This is a genomic window from Enterobacter sp. MF024, from assembly GCF_005843915.1.
In the GTDB taxonomy this organism is placed as follows: domain Bacteria; phylum Pseudomonadota; class Gammaproteobacteria; order Enterobacterales; family Enterobacteriaceae; genus Enterobacter; species Enterobacter barmai.
In genome coordinates this window covers 301,719-315,968 of the sequence record NZ_VCBB01000005.1, presented here as the reverse complement: position 1 = coordinate 315,968, position 14,250 = coordinate 301,719, and the positions used below count along the sequence as shown (strand labels likewise).

At 60.7% G+C, this 14,250-nt stretch carries 13 protein-coding genes; 5 read left to right on the top strand and 8 right to left on the bottom strand.

Translation table 11 applies throughout. The features are described 5' to 3' along the window. Nucleotides 1-218: 218 nt before the first annotated feature. From glpA to glpC, 3 genes are read left to right on the top strand one after another with little or no spacing between them, the layout of a single operon-like run. Nucleotides 219-1,847 carry an anaerobic glycerol-3-phosphate dehydrogenase subunit A gene (glpA, locus tag FFB58_RS10945; RefSeq protein ID WP_138369878.1) on the top strand — a complete coding sequence of 543 codons (1,629 nt, stop codon included), beginning with the start codon at nucleotides 219-221 and terminating at the stop codon, nucleotides 1,845-1,847. Beyond that, nucleotides 1,837-3,054, top strand: coding sequence for a glycerol-3-phosphate dehydrogenase subunit GlpB (gene glpB / locus FFB58_RS10940; protein ID WP_138369877.1), 1,218 nt, complete (start codon nucleotides 1,837-1,839; stop codon nucleotides 3,052-3,054). Before glpA ends, glpB begins: the two co-directional genes overlap by 11 nt. Then, complete coding sequence (gene glpC / locus FFB58_RS10935; protein WP_138369876.1) at nucleotides 3,051-4,241, top strand: anaerobic glycerol-3-phosphate dehydrogenase subunit GlpC; 1,191 nt, start codon at nucleotides 3,051-3,053, stop codon at nucleotides 4,239-4,241. Before glpB ends, glpC begins: the two co-directional genes overlap by 4 nt. 39 nt (nucleotides 4,242-4,280) lie before the next feature. Here the strand turns inward: glpC and yfaU are convergent, their stop codons facing one another. The 8 genes from yfaU to tctD all read right to left on the bottom strand — a co-directional run bounded on the left by yfaU (nucleotide 4,281) and on the right by tctD (nucleotide 12,675). Beyond that, complete coding sequence (gene yfaU / locus FFB58_RS10930; RefSeq protein WP_138369875.1) at nucleotides 4,281-5,081, bottom strand: 2-keto-3-deoxy-L-rhamnonate aldolase; 801 nt, start codon at nucleotides 5,079-5,081, stop codon at nucleotides 4,281-4,283. 16 nt (nucleotides 5,082-5,097) lie between these two features. After that, nucleotides 5,098-6,387 carry an MFS transporter gene (locus tag FFB58_RS10925; protein WP_138369874.1) on the bottom strand — a complete coding sequence of 430 codons (1,290 nt, stop codon included), beginning with the start codon at nucleotides 6,385-6,387 and terminating at the stop codon, nucleotides 5,098-5,100. A 50-nt stretch (nucleotides 6,388-6,437) separates the two neighbouring features. Then, nucleotides 6,438-7,643, bottom strand: coding sequence for an L-rhamnonate dehydratase (gene rhmD, locus FFB58_RS10920; protein WP_138369873.1), 1,206 nt, complete (start codon nucleotides 7,641-7,643; stop codon nucleotides 6,438-6,440). A gap of 13 nt (nucleotides 7,644-7,656) precedes the next feature. Further along, complete coding sequence (locus FFB58_RS10915; protein ID WP_039030999.1) at nucleotides 7,657-8,439, bottom strand: IclR family transcriptional regulator; 783 nt, start codon at nucleotides 8,437-8,439, stop codon at nucleotides 7,657-7,659. 200 nt (nucleotides 8,440-8,639) lie between these two features. Then, nucleotides 8,640-9,839, bottom strand: coding sequence for a nicotinamide mononucleotide deamidase-related protein YfaY (locus tag FFB58_RS10910; RefSeq protein ID WP_039030998.1), 1,200 nt, complete (start codon nucleotides 9,837-9,839; stop codon nucleotides 8,640-8,642). Between the two features lie 92 nt (nucleotides 9,840-9,931). Then, on the bottom strand, nucleotides 9,932-10,474 hold the full coding sequence (locus FFB58_RS10905; protein ID WP_039030997.1) for a YfaZ family outer membrane protein: 543 nt from the start codon (nucleotides 10,472-10,474) through the stop codon (nucleotides 9,932-9,934). Between the two features lie 130 nt (nucleotides 10,475-10,604). Then, nucleotides 10,605-12,014 (bottom strand): sensor histidine kinase, encoded by a 1,410-nt coding sequence (locus tag FFB58_RS10900; protein ID WP_138369872.1) that lies wholly within the window; start codon nucleotides 12,012-12,014, stop codon nucleotides 10,605-10,607. Next, nucleotides 12,001-12,675, bottom strand: a complete 675-nt coding sequence (tctD, locus tag FFB58_RS10895; RefSeq protein ID WP_039030995.1) for a transcriptional regulator TctD — start codon at nucleotides 12,673-12,675, stop codon at nucleotides 12,001-12,003. The genes FFB58_RS10900 and tctD overlap by 14 nt, the downstream gene beginning before the upstream one ends. 150 nt (nucleotides 12,676-12,825) lie before the next feature. On the opposite strand from tctD, the gene FFB58_RS10890 reads away from it, so the two are divergent. Further along, nucleotides 12,826-13,806, top strand: a complete 981-nt coding sequence (locus FFB58_RS10890) for a tripartite tricarboxylate transporter substrate binding protein (RefSeq protein ID WP_138369871.1) — start codon at nucleotides 12,826-12,828, stop codon at nucleotides 13,804-13,806. 11 nt (nucleotides 13,807-13,817) lie between these two features. Beyond that, nucleotides 13,818-14,249, top strand: a complete 432-nt coding sequence (locus FFB58_RS10885) for a tripartite tricarboxylate transporter TctB family protein (protein WP_039030993.1) — start codon at nucleotides 13,818-13,820, stop codon at nucleotides 14,247-14,249. The last annotated feature ends 1 nt before the right edge of the window (nucleotide 14,250 follow it).

Sequence of the window (14,250 nt, the reverse complement as noted above, 5' to 3'; positions counted from 1 at the left end):
GTGGCTCGCACCTGAATTCCAGAGGCGGGGATGTTAAGAAATCACGGTGATTGTTACTGTGAATCAACGCACATATTGTTACAGAAATATGACAAAATGCGCAAAAAGGCGCACGAAACGCTGTTTCAGTTTCGAATTTCGCTCGTTTGTGTTCGAAATCAAACAAACCACAGTTTTCATGTGGCTAAATGATAAAAAACGAACACTGAGGGATGACAATGACAATTCACGATCCAGGTTACAGCGATGTGATTATCATTGGCGGTGGTGCAACGGGTGCCGGGATCGCACGCGATTGCGCCCTTCGCGGCCTGAGCGTCACGCTTCTGGAGCGCCATGATATTGCGACAGGCGCAACCGGTCGTAACCATGGTCTGCTGCACAGCGGCGCACGGTATGCGGTCACCGACGGTGAATCCGCACGCGAGTGTATTGCCGAAAATCAGATCCTGCGGCGCATCGCCCGCCACTGCATCGAACCGACCGACGGTCTCTTTATCACCCTTCCCGAAGACGATCTCGCCTTTCAGTCGACCTTTATTACCGCCTGCCGGGCGGCGGGGATTGCGGCCGAGGTCATCGACCCGGCCCTGGCGCGCCGCATTGAGCCCTCGGTCAACCCGGCTCTGACGGGGGCGGTGAAAGTGCCTGACGGTACGGTTGATCCTTTTCGCCTGACGGCCGCCAATATGCTGGACGCCCGCGAGCATGGCGCGCGCATTCTGACCGGACACGACGTCACCGGGCTTATCCGCGAAGGCGATCGCATCTGTGGCGTGCGGCTGTTTAACGCGCAATACAACGAATACAGCGAGCTGTTTGCCTCCGTGGTCGTCAATGCCGCTGGGATCTGGGGACAGCGCATCGCGGAATACGCCGACCTGTCGGTTCGCATGTTCCCGGCAAAAGGCTCGCTGCTGATCCTCGACCACCGTATTAATAACCACGTGATCAACCGCTGCCGCAAACCGTCCGATGCCGATATCCTCGTCCCCGGCGATACCATTTCGTTAATCGGGACGACCTCGACCCACGTCGACTACAGCCAGATTGATGACAATCGCGTGACCGCCGAAGAGGTGGATATCCTGCTGCGCGAAGGGGAAAAACTGGCCCCGGTGATGGCGCAGACCCGCATTCTCCGTGCCTATGCCGGAGTACGTCCGCTGGTCGCCAGCGATAACGATCCGAGCGGACGTAACGTTAGCCGGGGCATCGTGCTTCTCGATCACGCTGAGCGCGACGGCATGGAGGGGTTCATTACCATTACCGGCGGCAAGCTGATGACCTACCGCCTGATGGCCCAGCTTGCGACCGATGCCGTCTGCCGCAAGCTGGGCAATAGCCAGCCCTGCGTCACCGCAGAACAACCGCTGCCCGGATCGCGGCAGCCCACCGAGAAAACGCTGCAAAAGATCATCTCCCTCCCTGCCCCGCTGCGCGGGTCGGCCGTCTATCGCCATGGCGACAGGACGCCGGCCTGGCTGGGTGAAGGGCGGCTTAGCCGCAGTCTGGTCTGCGAATGTGAAGCCGTCACCGCCGGTGAAGTGCAGTACGCGGTCGAGAATCTGACGGTCAATAGCCTGCTCGATCTCCGTCGCCGCACCCGCGTGGGCATGGGCACCTGCCAGGGCGAACTCTGCGCCTGTCGTGCCGCCGGGTTGTTGCAGCGTTTTAATACCACTACCGCCACCCAGTCGCTGGATCAGCTCAGCGCTTTTTTAAATGAACGCTGGAAAGGCATTCAGCCTGTCGCCTGGGGCGATGCCCTGCGCGAAACCGAGTTTACCCGCTGGGTCTACCAGGGGCTTTGCGGTCTTGAGAAGGAGCAACAGGATGAAATTTGATACGGTGATTGTCGGCGGCGGGCTGGCGGGCTTGCTCTGCGGCATCAAACTCACGAAGCAGGGGCTGCGCTGCGCCATTATCACCCGGGGCCAGAGCGCCCTGCACTTCTCCTCGGGCTCGCTGGATCTGGTGGACGAAAGCTACCGCGATAAACTGCCGCCGGAGCACCCTTATCACCTGACTGGCGCACAGCATATTGACCGCCTGGCGCTGGAAACCGAAGCGCTGCTGGCGGAGTGCGGCGCGCGTCTGCAGGGGAGCGCCAGGCAAAATCATCAGCGGATCACGCCGCTTGGCAAACTGCGCTCCGCCTGGCTTAGCCCTGAAGAGGTGCCCGTTGCCCCCTTTAATGCCGCGCGCGTGCGGGTGGTGGGCATCAGCGGTTTTCTTGATTTTCAGCCCCATCTTGCGGCGGCCTCGCTGTGTCGCCAGGGCGTTAACGCCGAGGCGGCCGAGATTGAGCTGCCCGAACTGGATGTCCTGCGCGATAACCCGAGCGAGTTTCGCGCGGTGAATATTGCCCGTTTTCTGGATAACGAGGAGAGATGGTCGCTGCTGTACGATGCCCTCAGGCCGCTCGGCGAAACATGTGACGCGCTCTTTATGCCCGCCTGCTTTGGCTTAAGCGACAACAGGCTCTGGCGCTGGCTTTCGGATCGCCTGCCCTGCACGCTCGGGTTACTGCCTGGGCTTCCACCTTCGGTGCCCGGCATTCGCCTCCATACCCAGCTCCAGCGCAAATTTGTGGCGCAGGGTGGCGTGTGGATGGCGGGAGACGAGGTGAAAAAAATCACCCTGACCGACGGGGCAGTCAGCGAGGTATGGACGCGCAACCATGGCGATATTCCCCTGCGCGCGCACTTCACCGTGCTGGCAAGCGGCAGCTTCTTCAGCAACGGGCTGCTGAGCACCCGCGAGGGGATCCGGGAAGCCATTCTGGGCCTGGATGTCAGGCAAAGTCCGTCTCGCGCGGACTGGTATCAGAGCGATTTCTTTACGCCGCAGCCCTGGCAGCAGTTCGGCGTTATCGTGGATACCCATCTGCACCCGCAGCTTTCCGGTAAGGCGATCGGCAATCTTTTCGCCATCGGCTCCGTGCTGGGCGGCTACGATCCCATCACCCAGGGCTGTGGCGGCGGCGTTTGTGCCGTAACGGCAATCTACGTTGCGGAGCAGATTATTCAGCGCACGGAGGCTGAACAATGAACGATACCCGTTTCGAAAGCTGCATTAAATGCACGGTCTGCACTACGGTCTGCCCGGTCAGCGGCGTGAGCCCGCGCTATCCCGGTCCGAAGCAGGCGGGGCCCGACGGCGAGCGCCTGCGCCTGAAGGACGGCAGGCTCTACGATGAGGCGCTGAAATACTGCATCAACTGTAAACGCTGCGAGGTGGCCTGCCCGTCGGATGTCAACATCGGGGATATCATCCAGCGCGCCCGGGCGCGCTACAGCAGGCAAAAACCGTCATTGCGGGACGTCATTCTGAGCCATACCGATCTGATGGGCAGCCTCTCCACGCCCTTTGCCCCGCTGGTGAATGCCGCTACCTCACTCCCGCCGGTGCGCAAGCTGCTGGACGCCACGCTTAAAATCGACCATCACCGCAGCCTGCCAAAATATTCTCACGGGACTTTCCGCCGCTGGTATAAATCCGTTGCAGCGGAACAGACGCAGTTTGCCGAACAGGTCGCCTTCTTCCACGGCTGTTACGTGAACTACAACCATCCGCAGCTGGGAAAAGATCTGCTGAAAGTGCTTAACGCCATGGGGACCGGGGTACAGCTTCTCAGCAAAGAGAAGTGCTGCGGCGTCCCGCTCATCGCCAACGGGTTTACGGATAAAGCGCGCAGGCAGGCGAAAAGCAACGTTTCGTCGCTGCGCGAGGCCATTGTCGACAAGGGGATCCCGGTGCTGGCGACCTCGTCCACCTGTACCTTTACGCTGCGCGATGAGTATCCGCACCTGCTGGATGTCGATAACAGCGGCTTGCGGGAACATATCGAGCTGGCGACGCGCTTTCTGTGGCGCAGGCTGGACGGCGGACAGACGTTGCCCCTGAAGGCGTTACCGCTGAAAGTGGTCTATCACACGCCATGCCATATGGAAAAAATGGGCTGGGCTCTCTATACGCTGGAGCTGCTGCGGCTGATCCCCGGGCTGGAGCTAACGGTGCTGGATTCGCGCTGCTGCGGCATCGCGGGTACCTACGGCTTTAAGCGGGAAAACTACGAAACATCACAGGCAATCGGTGCCCCGCTGTTCCGCCAGATTGAGGAGAGCGGCGCGGATCTTGTGGTGACCGACTGTGAAACCTGTAAATGGCAGATTGAGATGTCCACCCACAAGCGCTGCGAGCATCCCATTAGCCTGCTGGCACAGGCGCTGGTTTAGCAAGCGCCCGGCAGAACGTCACTGCCGGGCTGCCCCTGATTAATAACTCGTTTTACTGGCTGCGGATAATGGCGTTTTGAACATCGCCAGCCGCCTGTCGAGGGCGTCGGTGTAGAGCATGGTGTCCACGCCTACCGCAACAAAGGTCGCCCCCCAGCTCAGCGCCTTTTGCGCCATCTGTGGATCGACTGCAAGAAAGCCTGCGGCTTTACCCGCAGCACAAATGCGGCGAATGCTGCGCTCGATAATCGCCTGGACTTCCGGGTGCCCGGCGTTGTCCGGATAACCCAGCGACGCCGACAGATCGGCCGGACCGATAAACACGCCGTCAATCCCCTCCACTTCCAGGATCGCATCCAGGTTATCCAGCGCAGTTTTGCTCTCCACCTGAATCAGCAGGCAGAGCTCGTCATTGGCCTGAGCCATGTAATTTTCGACTCGTCCCCAGCGCGCCGCTCGCGCCACCCCTGCCCCGACGCCGCGCGTGCCCAGCGGCGGATAGCGCGTAGCCGAGACGATCTCCCGCGCCTGCTCTGCGCTGTCGACCATCGGGATCAGCAGCGTTCTGGCACCAATATCCAGCACCTGTTTGATCAGGCTGCGCTCGCCGTCAACCGGGCGGATCACCGGCTGGCTGGCATAAGGGGCAATCGCCTGCAGCTGGTGGTAGAGATCCTGAACGGTGTTAGGCGCATGCTCCCCGTCGATTAACAGCCAGTCATAGTCTGAGGTTGCCGCTATCTCCGCCATGTAGGACGAGGTGGAACTCAGCCACAGCCCAATCTGCGGTTCGCCGTTTCGCAGGGCCTGCTTAAAAGGGTTAGAAAGAACGTTCTGCATAATAACTCCCTGAAAATTAATGATGTATGCGGTCGGCCTGCGGCACGGAGCGGGTCACCCCCAGCACGAAGATCGCCAGCGATCCGAGAATGGCGATGGCGGCCAGCGCCAGCAGCCCGGCGGCATCGCTGCCAAAGACGTTCTGGGCTTCCACCCGGATGAGCGGGGCGAGAAAACCGCCCACCGCGCCAAACAGGTTGACGAAGCCAATCCCTGCCGCCAGCGCGGTGCCGGAGAGCAGCTGCGTCGGCATGGTCCAGAAAACCGGCTGCACGGCAATGAACCCCACCGCGGCCACGCACAGGGCCATTATCGCCAGTACCGGCGACACCAGCCCCGAGACACCCACCCCAATACCGGCGGCCAGCAGCGTCAGGGTGGCGATATTGCGCCGTTCGCCGGTGCGGTCGGAATAACGCGGAATAAGCCAGGTGCCAAACAGCGCCGCAACCCACGGGATCGCCGCCACCACCGAGGCGGTAAAGCCCACTTTGGTGCCAAGCAACGCAGCGACCTGGGTCGGCAGGAAGAAGATCAGCCCGTAAACGGCAATCTGAATGGTCATGTAGATAAAGGCCAGCTGCCAGACCCGGCCATTGCGCAGGGCATCGCTCAGGCGTGACGTCGCTTTGCTCTGCTCTTCACTCGCCAGCTGGTTGATCAGCGCCTGTTTCTCCTCTGCGTTCAGGAAGCGTGCCTGCTGCGGCGTATCGTCAAGCCAGAAGAAGGTAAAGACCCCGGCCCCCACGGCGATCAGCCCTTCGATAACAAACATCCAGAACCAGCCGGGGTGGCCCATAAAGCCATGCATCTCCAGCAGCGCGCCGGAGAGCGGCGATCCGAGCGACAGCGCCAGCGGCGCGCCCATGTAGAACAGCCCCATGATGCTGGCGCGGTTGCGCTGGGGGAACCACTGGGAGGTAAGGTAAATCATGCCGGGGAAGAAGCCCGCTTCCGCCGCCCCCAGCAGGGTGCGGATCAGCAGGAATTTGCTTTCGGTATCGGCCCACGCCATCGCCGCAGAGAGGAATCCCCACAGCAGCGTGGTGGTGCCAATCCACGTCCGGGCACCGAATTTGCGCATCAGCAGGTTGGCGGGAACCCCCAGCAGGGCATAGACCACAAAGAAGATCCCGGCCCCGAGCGCGTAGGCTTCGTTGCTGAGCCCGGTATCGATCTGGTAGCTCTCCTTGGCGAAGCCGATGTTAGAGCGATCCAGAAACGCCAGCACGTACAGCGCCAGCATAAACGGGATCAGACGGGCGCGGTTTTTCCTGACCACGCCGTCAAGCAGAGTCATACTCATAGACAATCCTCAGTGAACGGTGACGCCACGCCGGTGCGCGGCGCGGCGGTTTAGTGGCTGTAAGGACGTTTCAGGGCGCAGTCACGGTTGAGCTCGACGCCGAAACCGGGTTTATCCAGCACCGATTTGTGGATGCGGCCATTCACCGGCACCGGTTCATCGAGCAGGATCGGGTCAAACTGCGGACGCAGCGTGGCGCAGTCCGGGCTGGTCATCAGGAATTCGCTGAACGGCGTGTTGGTGAAGGTGATCACCGCGTGATGGGAGTAGACCGACGAGCCGTGCGGCACCACCAGCTGCCCACGGGCTTTGGCGATGGCGGCGATCTCCACCAGCGTGGTTAAGCCGCCGCACCAGCCCACGTCCGGCTGCATGATGTCGATCCCGGTCTCCGATAGCGTGCGGAAGGACTGCAGGGTGCCGTGGTGCTCGCCGCTGGTTACCATCATGCCCGGCGGGGCATTGCGCTTCAGCTCGCGGTAGCCTTCATACTGCTGCGGCGGCAGGCACTCTTCAATCCACTTCAGGTTATAGGGCGCGCAGGCGTGGGCCAGCTTCGTGGCGTAATTCACATCCTGGCTCATCCAGCAGTCCAGCATCAGCCAGAAATAAGGGCCACATTTTTCCCGGTACTCCGCCACCATCGCCACATCCTGGCGGATCCCGGCGTCGCCGTCGTGCGGCCCCCGATGAGTCGGCATTTTACCGCCGATGAAGCCCATCTCTTTCGCCAGGTCCGGGCGCGCGCCGGTGGCGTAAAAACGAATTTCATCCCGTACCGCACCGCCCAGCAGCTTGTAGACCGGCAGCCCAACCACCTTGCCGAACAGATCCCACAGCGCCAGGTCGATGCAGGAGATGGTGTTCAGCACCAGCCCGCCAGAGCCTGCATAGAACATGGTCGCCCCGAGCATCTGGTCGTGGATGAGCTTGATGTCGCTGACGCACTTGCCCTCAATAAAGCGGCTGAGGTGTTTCTCCACGATAAAGCAGCCCATCTCTCCTGCGGTGGAGACGGCAAAACCGGTCTGGCCGTTGTCGGCCTCCACTTCGACAATCAGCGTACCGAGGACGTTAATGCCGAACGACTGGCGCGACTGCTCATACTGCGGGTATTTGCTCATCGGGGTGGCGATGTGGTCGTCGATCCAGTGGTTAGCCCCCTGGTCGTGATAATCGCCGCCGCCAGCGCCCTTCTCTGCCGTAGCGCCACCGGTGAACCAGGCGCGGATCTGTTTAATCTTTGGTAGGGTCATGATGTTCTCCATTTTATGAGGCGTGTTGTTCGAAGGGGCTTTTCCAGCCCAGTAAGCGGGAAATGTCTTTCGCGCAGGCAATGGCTTTACCGGCCAGGTAGTCGCGGTTGTCCTCGTTGATTTGCAGCCGGGTGCCCACCACCGAGATCGCCGCGGTGAGTTCGTTGCTGGCATTAAAGACCGGGGCCGCCACGCAGCGCACGTCGGGGTAGTCTTCGCCGTTATCAAAGCTCCAGCCCCTGGCGCGAATGCGTGCCAGCTCGCTACGCAGCTGCCCGGGATCGGTAATGGTGGTCGGGGTGGCTCGCTCCCAGCTCAGGCCGGCGATAATCGCCTCCTGCGTCTGGGTGGGTTGCCAGGCAAGCAGACACTTGCCAATGCCCGAACGGGAGAGCGACAGGCTTTTGCCCTCGTGGGAGCGCACGCTGATGGTGGCCGGGGACTCGATCTTCAGAATGTAGTAGGCGTTATCGTGATCGATGATGCCGAGATGGCACAGCATGCCGCATTCGTCCATCAGCCGGGTCAGACGCGGGCGCGCCAGCTCGCGCAGATCCATCCGGCTGACGGCGTGGCCTGCCAGCTCCACCAGCTTGGTCCACAGGCAGTAGTTATCCTGGTTATCGAGGCTCAGAAAGCGCTGTTTTCTCAGCTCGCCCAGCAGCAGATAGGCGGTGCTTTTCGGGATGCCGAGCTCCTCGATGATGGTCGCGGCACTGCACGGCCCCAGACGGGCAATGGTGTTGAGAATGTCGATGGCGCGGGTCAGCGCCGGTACTTTGCTTGATTCCAGCATAGTGGACTCCAGTCCTGAATACTGGAATCAGTGTTGCGGCTGTGAGGGAGTTTATTTGTGAGCGAGTTCAAATCTCGCGCGCTATCCAGCCTGCTGGACAAGCAGCAGTGGAATTATGTGATAAACAGCACGGAAAAAAATCTGGCGAGTACAACAGGTTGGACAAACAGGCGCCGGGCGGGGAGCCCGGCGCGCAACGGTTACGGCAGGAACAGCGACTCAACCACGTTGATCCAGCCATGCTCGCTGGCAACGGGTTTGCCGTTCAGCCAGCGACGCAGCATATTCAGCGCCATCATCGCACAGACCTCCTGACGTACCGCCAGGCTGTAGCGCGTGGCGCTCATTTTGACGCGCAGGCCGTGGGTGCCTTCGGGAGTAGAAAGGGCAAAGTTAAGATGCTCCTCTTCCAGCCCGGAGATCGCCAGCGCCAGCCCGGCGAAGTGGTTCACCCGACGTTCGGCGGCCCAGTGCGCGGTTTGCGCCAGGGTCTCTTCCTGAGAAGGCACCACTTCGCTTGCCAGCAGCGAGGCGTTGGCGCGGGATAACTGCAGAGCCAGAAGCCCGCCGGTGAACTGCTCGCTCAGGGTCAGGCCTAGCTGACGGGCCTGCAGTTCACGAACGATCTGCGCCGGTAACCCCTCGGTGCCTTCAAAAATCAGATTCTCACCCGCGACGCGCTGAACTTCTGGCCACAGCGCCAGCATCGCGGCTTTTTCCGTCGCCGGGCCGGTGAGTTTCAGTTCGATAATCGGCATCGAAGAGCGATACCCCATCGTGACGCCCGGCGGTAAAGCGAGATGATCGAGGCTCTGGGCCAGATCGCTTTCGGAGCGACCAAAGGTAGTAAGACGCAGGCAAATCGGCGGTTCAGGAAGGGTAAAACGGGCCCGCAGTCGCGGCAGGATCTCCTGTTCGACCATCACCTTAAATTCGGAGGGCACGCCGGGGGTGAAGAACATCAGACAGCGGTTAAGCTGAATAGCAAAGCCGCATGCGGTGCCAACCGGGTTATCCACCAGCTCCGCGCTGGCCGGGATTTCGGCCTGCTTGCGGTTACTGGGCGCCATCACCCTGCCGCGGTCGCTGAAGAAACGTTCCATATGGCTGAGCCACTCGGTGTGCAGCACCAGCTCTTCGCCTTTTGCCGTGGCGGCGGCCAGCGCGCTCAGATCGTCGCTGGTGGGGCCGAGCCCGCCATTCACAATCAGCACGTCGGCGTGTTCGCTGCGCTCGCGCAAAACGTTAACCAGTGCCTCCAGCGAGTCACCCACCGTATTACGCCGTGTTAACGGCAATCCCTGTTCAAAGAAAATATCAGCCAGCCAGGCCGCATTGGTATCGGTAATTTGTCCATGCAGCACTTCATCGCCAGTGGACAGCATCTCCACGTTTATCATTGTGTTCTCCCGCTTAGGTGGTGAAAACACTATAACGCAATCGGCGGGGAGAGGGAGAGAAACAGGCGCGGCAGAACGCCGCGCCGAAGGGATCAGAAGCCTGCGCTCACGCCCACGTACGGGCCATCAGCAATGGCGTTGTCGCGGTTGCCATCTTTGCCCGCCAGGTTCAGGTAGCGGTAGCCCGCTTCAATGGTAATCGGACGCATAATGGTCCAGCGCGCACCGGCGTTGGCTTCTTCATAGCTGTCGATACCGCTGGAGAGGGAGTCCGGAGAGTAGTAGTACTCGCCAAACAGGCCAAAGCTGTCGCCAATTTTCCACTGCAGGCCACCGCCGACCGCTGCCGCGTAGCCTTCGTCGCCGTCGTTCGGGTTGGTGTAAATGCCTTTACCGCCGACGGTTGCGAGGAATGGACCAAGAGGGATATTGAACCCCAGCCCCAGGCTTGCCGCATCGCCGTCGTCATCGTTATGCGTCCAGCCGCCGGTCATCGCCAGACCTGCGCTATCCGTGCCAAGACCAAAGCCCAGGTGGGTATAGTCCTCGCCCGCCGAGCCGTTAAAGGAGATAGCGTTAGCCGCCGCAGATACAAACATCAGGCCGCTTAAGCCCAGTAATGCCACTTTTTTCATTGTCGTGATCCCGCACAATTTTATTCATGAATGTCCCAAAACCGCGAGATTTTACCCTGAGACTCTCAGGGATCAATGGACTCTGCGTGCGTCAGACAATTAGTTTGTAACGATTTGATAATATCTGCCTTTATGCCATCAGGAGAAAACGCATTTTCACGCACAGCCCGCCAGAGGTTTCGCTGCGCGACAGCTGAAGATGGCTGCGGTGCAGGCGGGCAATATCGCTCGCCAGCGCCAGACCGATGCCCGATCCGCTGGCATCGCCCACGTTATCCAGACGGCGAAACGGCAGCATGGCCTGCGGGATCAGATCCTCGGCTATTCCCGGTCCGCTGTCTTCCACGCTCAGTTCAACCGCGCCGTTATGGGTGCGCAGGTACACCGTCACCATCCCCTGCTCCGGCGTGTATTTAATCGCATTCTCCAGCAGATTGGCGCACAGCTCGCCCAGCAAAACTTCATCTCCTTCGATTATCACCGGCTGCTGCTCACCGTCGTATCCCAGATCGATCGCTTTGCTGCGCGCCTGCGCCAGCCGGGAGAAGCAGCAATTCTGCACCACCTGCACCAGATCGACGGCGGCAAACGGGTGCTCCTCCTGCTCTTTACGCTTCACCGCCGCAAGCTGTAACAGGCGCTCGGTCAGCACGATGGTGTTATCCAGCGTCACGTTCATCGCCCGTAAGCTCTCCTGCCACAGCGCCGGATCGTCCCGCGTCAGGGCAACCGAGACCTGGGTTTTCAGCACCGCTAAGGGTGTTTTGAGCTGATGAGAGGCATCGGCATTGAAGCGCTCCTGGCGCGAAAGCACCCCGCGCAACCGGTCAATATAGCGGTTGAAGGCCACGATCAGCAGTCGGGTTTCTGACCAGGGCAGCAACTCGGGCAGCGGGGCCAGCACCCCCGGCTCGCGCCGGACCATCAGGGATGAGAGCTGGCGCATCGGGCGCAGCACGCGGCGCAACAGCCAGGCGGTTAAAATCAGCGTCAGCAGGACCAGCATCCCCTGAGATACCCATGACGAGAACAGCAAGCTGCTGGCGAGATAGCGGCGGGACTGCAGCGTTTCGGCGACATAGATCTCCGCCATGCCGACGATACCGTCCTCGTTGACGGGCTGGAGCAGTTTCGCCACGCGGATCGCCTGCCCGCGGTATTCGGTATGATAAAACCAGGCCAGCGCCGGGTAGAGCGTGGTACGCGACGTTGAAGGGGGCATCTTCGGCAGATCGTCATAACCGGAGATCACCCGCCCGTCGGGGGCGACCACCTTGTAGTAAAGCCGGTCGTTCATGTTGAGCTCAAAGCTGTCGAGCACCACCCAGGGCACATTCACCTCGAGCCTGCCGTCATGAACCACCAGCCTCTCGGAGACCGTCCGCGCCGAGGATAGCAGGGTGCGGTCGTAGGCCTGCGTCGCCGCCTGCAGCGCACTGACGTAGCTGTTAAACGCGGACAATCCCCACAACAGCAGCAACGGCAGGCCCAGAAAAAGCAGCAGCTGAAAGTAAAGCGACTGCGGCTTAACCCACCTCATCGCCGCACTCCAGCACGTAGCCAAGCCCGCGCAGGGTGGTTACCCGCACCCCGCTGCCGCTCAGCTTTTTGCGCAGGCGATGGATATAGAGGTCGATACTCTCCGGGCTAACGTCGTCGTTCAGGCTGAACACCTGGTCGAAAAGCTGCTGTCGGGAGACGGGTCGGGTCCGGCGATGCATCAACACTTTCAGCAGAGAGAGCTCGCGCGGCGTCAGGGACAGCGGCTCATCGCGCAGCAGAAAAAAGCCTTCATCGTCGTACTCCAGCTCCCCCAGGCGCTGACGCTCCTGAGTCCGCCCTTCGCTTCTGCGCAGCAGGGCGCGCAGCCGGGCATCGAGCTCCTCCAGCTCGAACGGCTTCGGCAGATAGTCATCCGCCCCGGCATTCAACCCTGTCACCCTGTCCGCCACGTTGCTGCGGGCAGTGAGAAACAGCACGGGGAGCGTCTGGCCGCGCTTGCGCAGGCGATGGACCACCTCCAGCCCGTCAAAACCGGGCATGCCGATATCCAGGACGGCGACGGCATAGCTTTCACCCTGCAACAGATGGTCGGCCGCCCGGCCGTCGTTCACACAGTCCACGGCGAAGCCACCCTGCACCAGCGCTTTCTCCAGCCAGTGAGCCAGCTCACGATTATCTTCCGCGAGTAAGAGACGCATATCACATCCTGTAAAGTTGGTGTCGCAGTGAAAGGGAAATGAAAGGTTAATGTTTTAACAATCACGCAACGGAATCGCCACAAGGTGGTTCACATAATCAGAAAAAAGACCTGTACCCGTACTCCCGGTTCTCCGGCGTGAGGATAAACGATGAAAAAACAATTACTTTCTACCCTTGCTGCAAGCGTATTGCTGTTGAGTGCCTCTGTCGTCCAGGCGCAGGATGCCCCGTCCCGCACCGAATGTATCGCCCCGGCTAAACCAGGCGGCGGCTTTGATCTCACCTGCAAGCTGATTCAGGTCAGCCTGCTGGAGACGAAGGCTATCGAAAAACCGATGCGCGTCACCTACATGCCCGGCGGCGTGGGCGCGGTGGCCTATAACGCGATTGTCGCCCAGCGCCCTGCCGAAGCGGGCACCGTGGTGGCCTTTTCCGGCGGCTCGCTGCTGAACCTCTCCCAGGGCAAATTTGGCCGCTACGGTGTGGATGACGTGCGCTGGCTCGCCACCGTCGGCACCGATTACGGCATGATTGCCGTGCGGGCAGACTCCCCGTGGAAATCCCTTCAGGATCTGCTGACCGCCATGGAAAAAGATCCGAACAGCGTAGTGATTGGCGCGGGTGCATCGATCGGCAGCCAGGACTGGATGAAAGCCGCCCTGCTGGCGCAGCAGGCAAAAGTGGATCCACACAAGATGCGCTATGTGGCGTTTGAGGGCGGCGGCGAGCCCGTCACGGCGCTGATGGGCAATCACGTTCAGGCTGTCTCGGGCGATCTCAGTGAAATGGTGCCCTACCTGAGCGGCGATAAAATCCGCGTGCTGGCGGTCTTCTCAGAAAACCGACTGCCGGGCCAGCTGGCGAACGTCCCGACCGCCAAAGAGCAGGGCTATAACCTGGTCTGGCCAATCATCCGCGGATTCTTCGTCGGGCCAAAAGTGACCGATGCCGAGTACCAGTGGTGGGTCGACGCGTTCAACAAACTTCAGCAGACCGAAAAGTTTAAGAAACAGCGCGATCTGCGCGGGCTGTTTGAGTTTAACCTCAACGGCAAGCAGCTGGATGAGTACGTTAAAAAACAGGTGAATGACTACCGCGAGCAGGCGAAAGCCTTTGGACTGGCGAAATAACCGGAGGCGCTATGAGCGATCGTATTTTTGCCGGGATCTGGCTGCTGCTCTGTATTGGCGGGCTGTTCGTCGCCTGGCAGATCCACAGCGAATACAGCTATGAACCCGTGGGGCCTCGCCCTTTCCCGATGGGCATTGTCGGCCTGATGCTGCTCTGCTCCGTCGCCCTGCTGCTGCGACAGCCGGATGACGTGCAGTGGCCGCTACGCCGCACCCTGCAACGTCTGCTGGTGATGGTGATTGTGCTGTTGACCTACGCGTGGGGCTTTGAGTGGCTCGGCTTTCCGATTGCCACCGCCCTGCTGACGATGGTGATTGGCATGCTGTTTAACGCCTCGCTGCCTGCGGCGGGGATCTCCGGGGTCGTGCTGGGCATTTTACTCTGGTACGCCTTCGACCGCCTGCTGGACGTGACGTTGCCCCTCGGCGCCTGGTTTAACTAAC

What these genes read in the sequence shown, in the direction of transcription:
- glpA (WP_138369878.1), top strand. Translation starts at nt 219, where the DNA reads ATGACAATTCACGATCCAGGTTACAGCGATGTGATTATCATTGGCGGT.
- glpB (WP_138369877.1), top strand. Translation starts at nt 1,837, where the DNA reads ATGAAATTTGATACGGTGATTGTCGGCGGCGGGCTGGCGGGCTTGCTC.
- glpC (WP_138369876.1), top strand. Translation starts at nt 3,051, where the DNA reads ATGAACGATACCCGTTTCGAAAGCTGCATTAAATGCACGGTCTGCACT.
- yfaU (WP_138369875.1), bottom strand. Translation starts at nt 5,081, where the DNA reads ATGCAGAACGTTCTTTCTAACCCTTTTAAGCAGGCCCTGCGAAACGGC.
- FFB58_RS10925 (WP_138369874.1), bottom strand. Translation starts at nt 6,387, where the DNA reads ATGAGTATGACTCTGCTTGACGGCGTGGTCAGGAAAAACCGCGCCCGT.
- rhmD (WP_138369873.1), bottom strand. Translation starts at nt 7,643, where the DNA reads ATGACCCTACCAAAGATTAAACAGATCCGCGCCTGGTTCACCGGTGGC.
- FFB58_RS10915 (WP_039030999.1), bottom strand. Translation starts at nt 8,439, where the DNA reads ATGCTGGAATCAAGCAAAGTACCGGCGCTGACCCGCGCCATCGACATT.
- FFB58_RS10910 (WP_039030998.1), bottom strand. Translation starts at nt 9,839, where the DNA reads ATGATAAACGTGGAGATGCTGTCCACTGGCGATGAAGTGCTGCATGGA.
- FFB58_RS10905 (WP_039030997.1), bottom strand. Translation starts at nt 10,474, where the DNA reads ATGAAAAAAGTGGCATTACTGGGCTTAAGCGGCCTGATGTTTGTATCT.
- FFB58_RS10900 (WP_138369872.1), bottom strand. Translation starts at nt 12,014, where the DNA reads ATGAGGTGGGTTAAGCCGCAGTCGCTTTACTTTCAGCTGCTGCTTTTT.
- tctD (WP_039030995.1), bottom strand. Translation starts at nt 12,675, where the DNA reads ATGCGTCTCTTACTCGCGGAAGATAATCGTGAGCTGGCTCACTGGCTG.
- FFB58_RS10890 (WP_138369871.1), top strand. Translation starts at nt 12,826, where the DNA reads ATGAAAAAACAATTACTTTCTACCCTTGCTGCAAGCGTATTGCTGTTG.
- FFB58_RS10885 (WP_039030993.1), top strand. Translation starts at nt 13,818, where the DNA reads ATGAGCGATCGTATTTTTGCCGGGATCTGGCTGCTGCTCTGTATTGGC.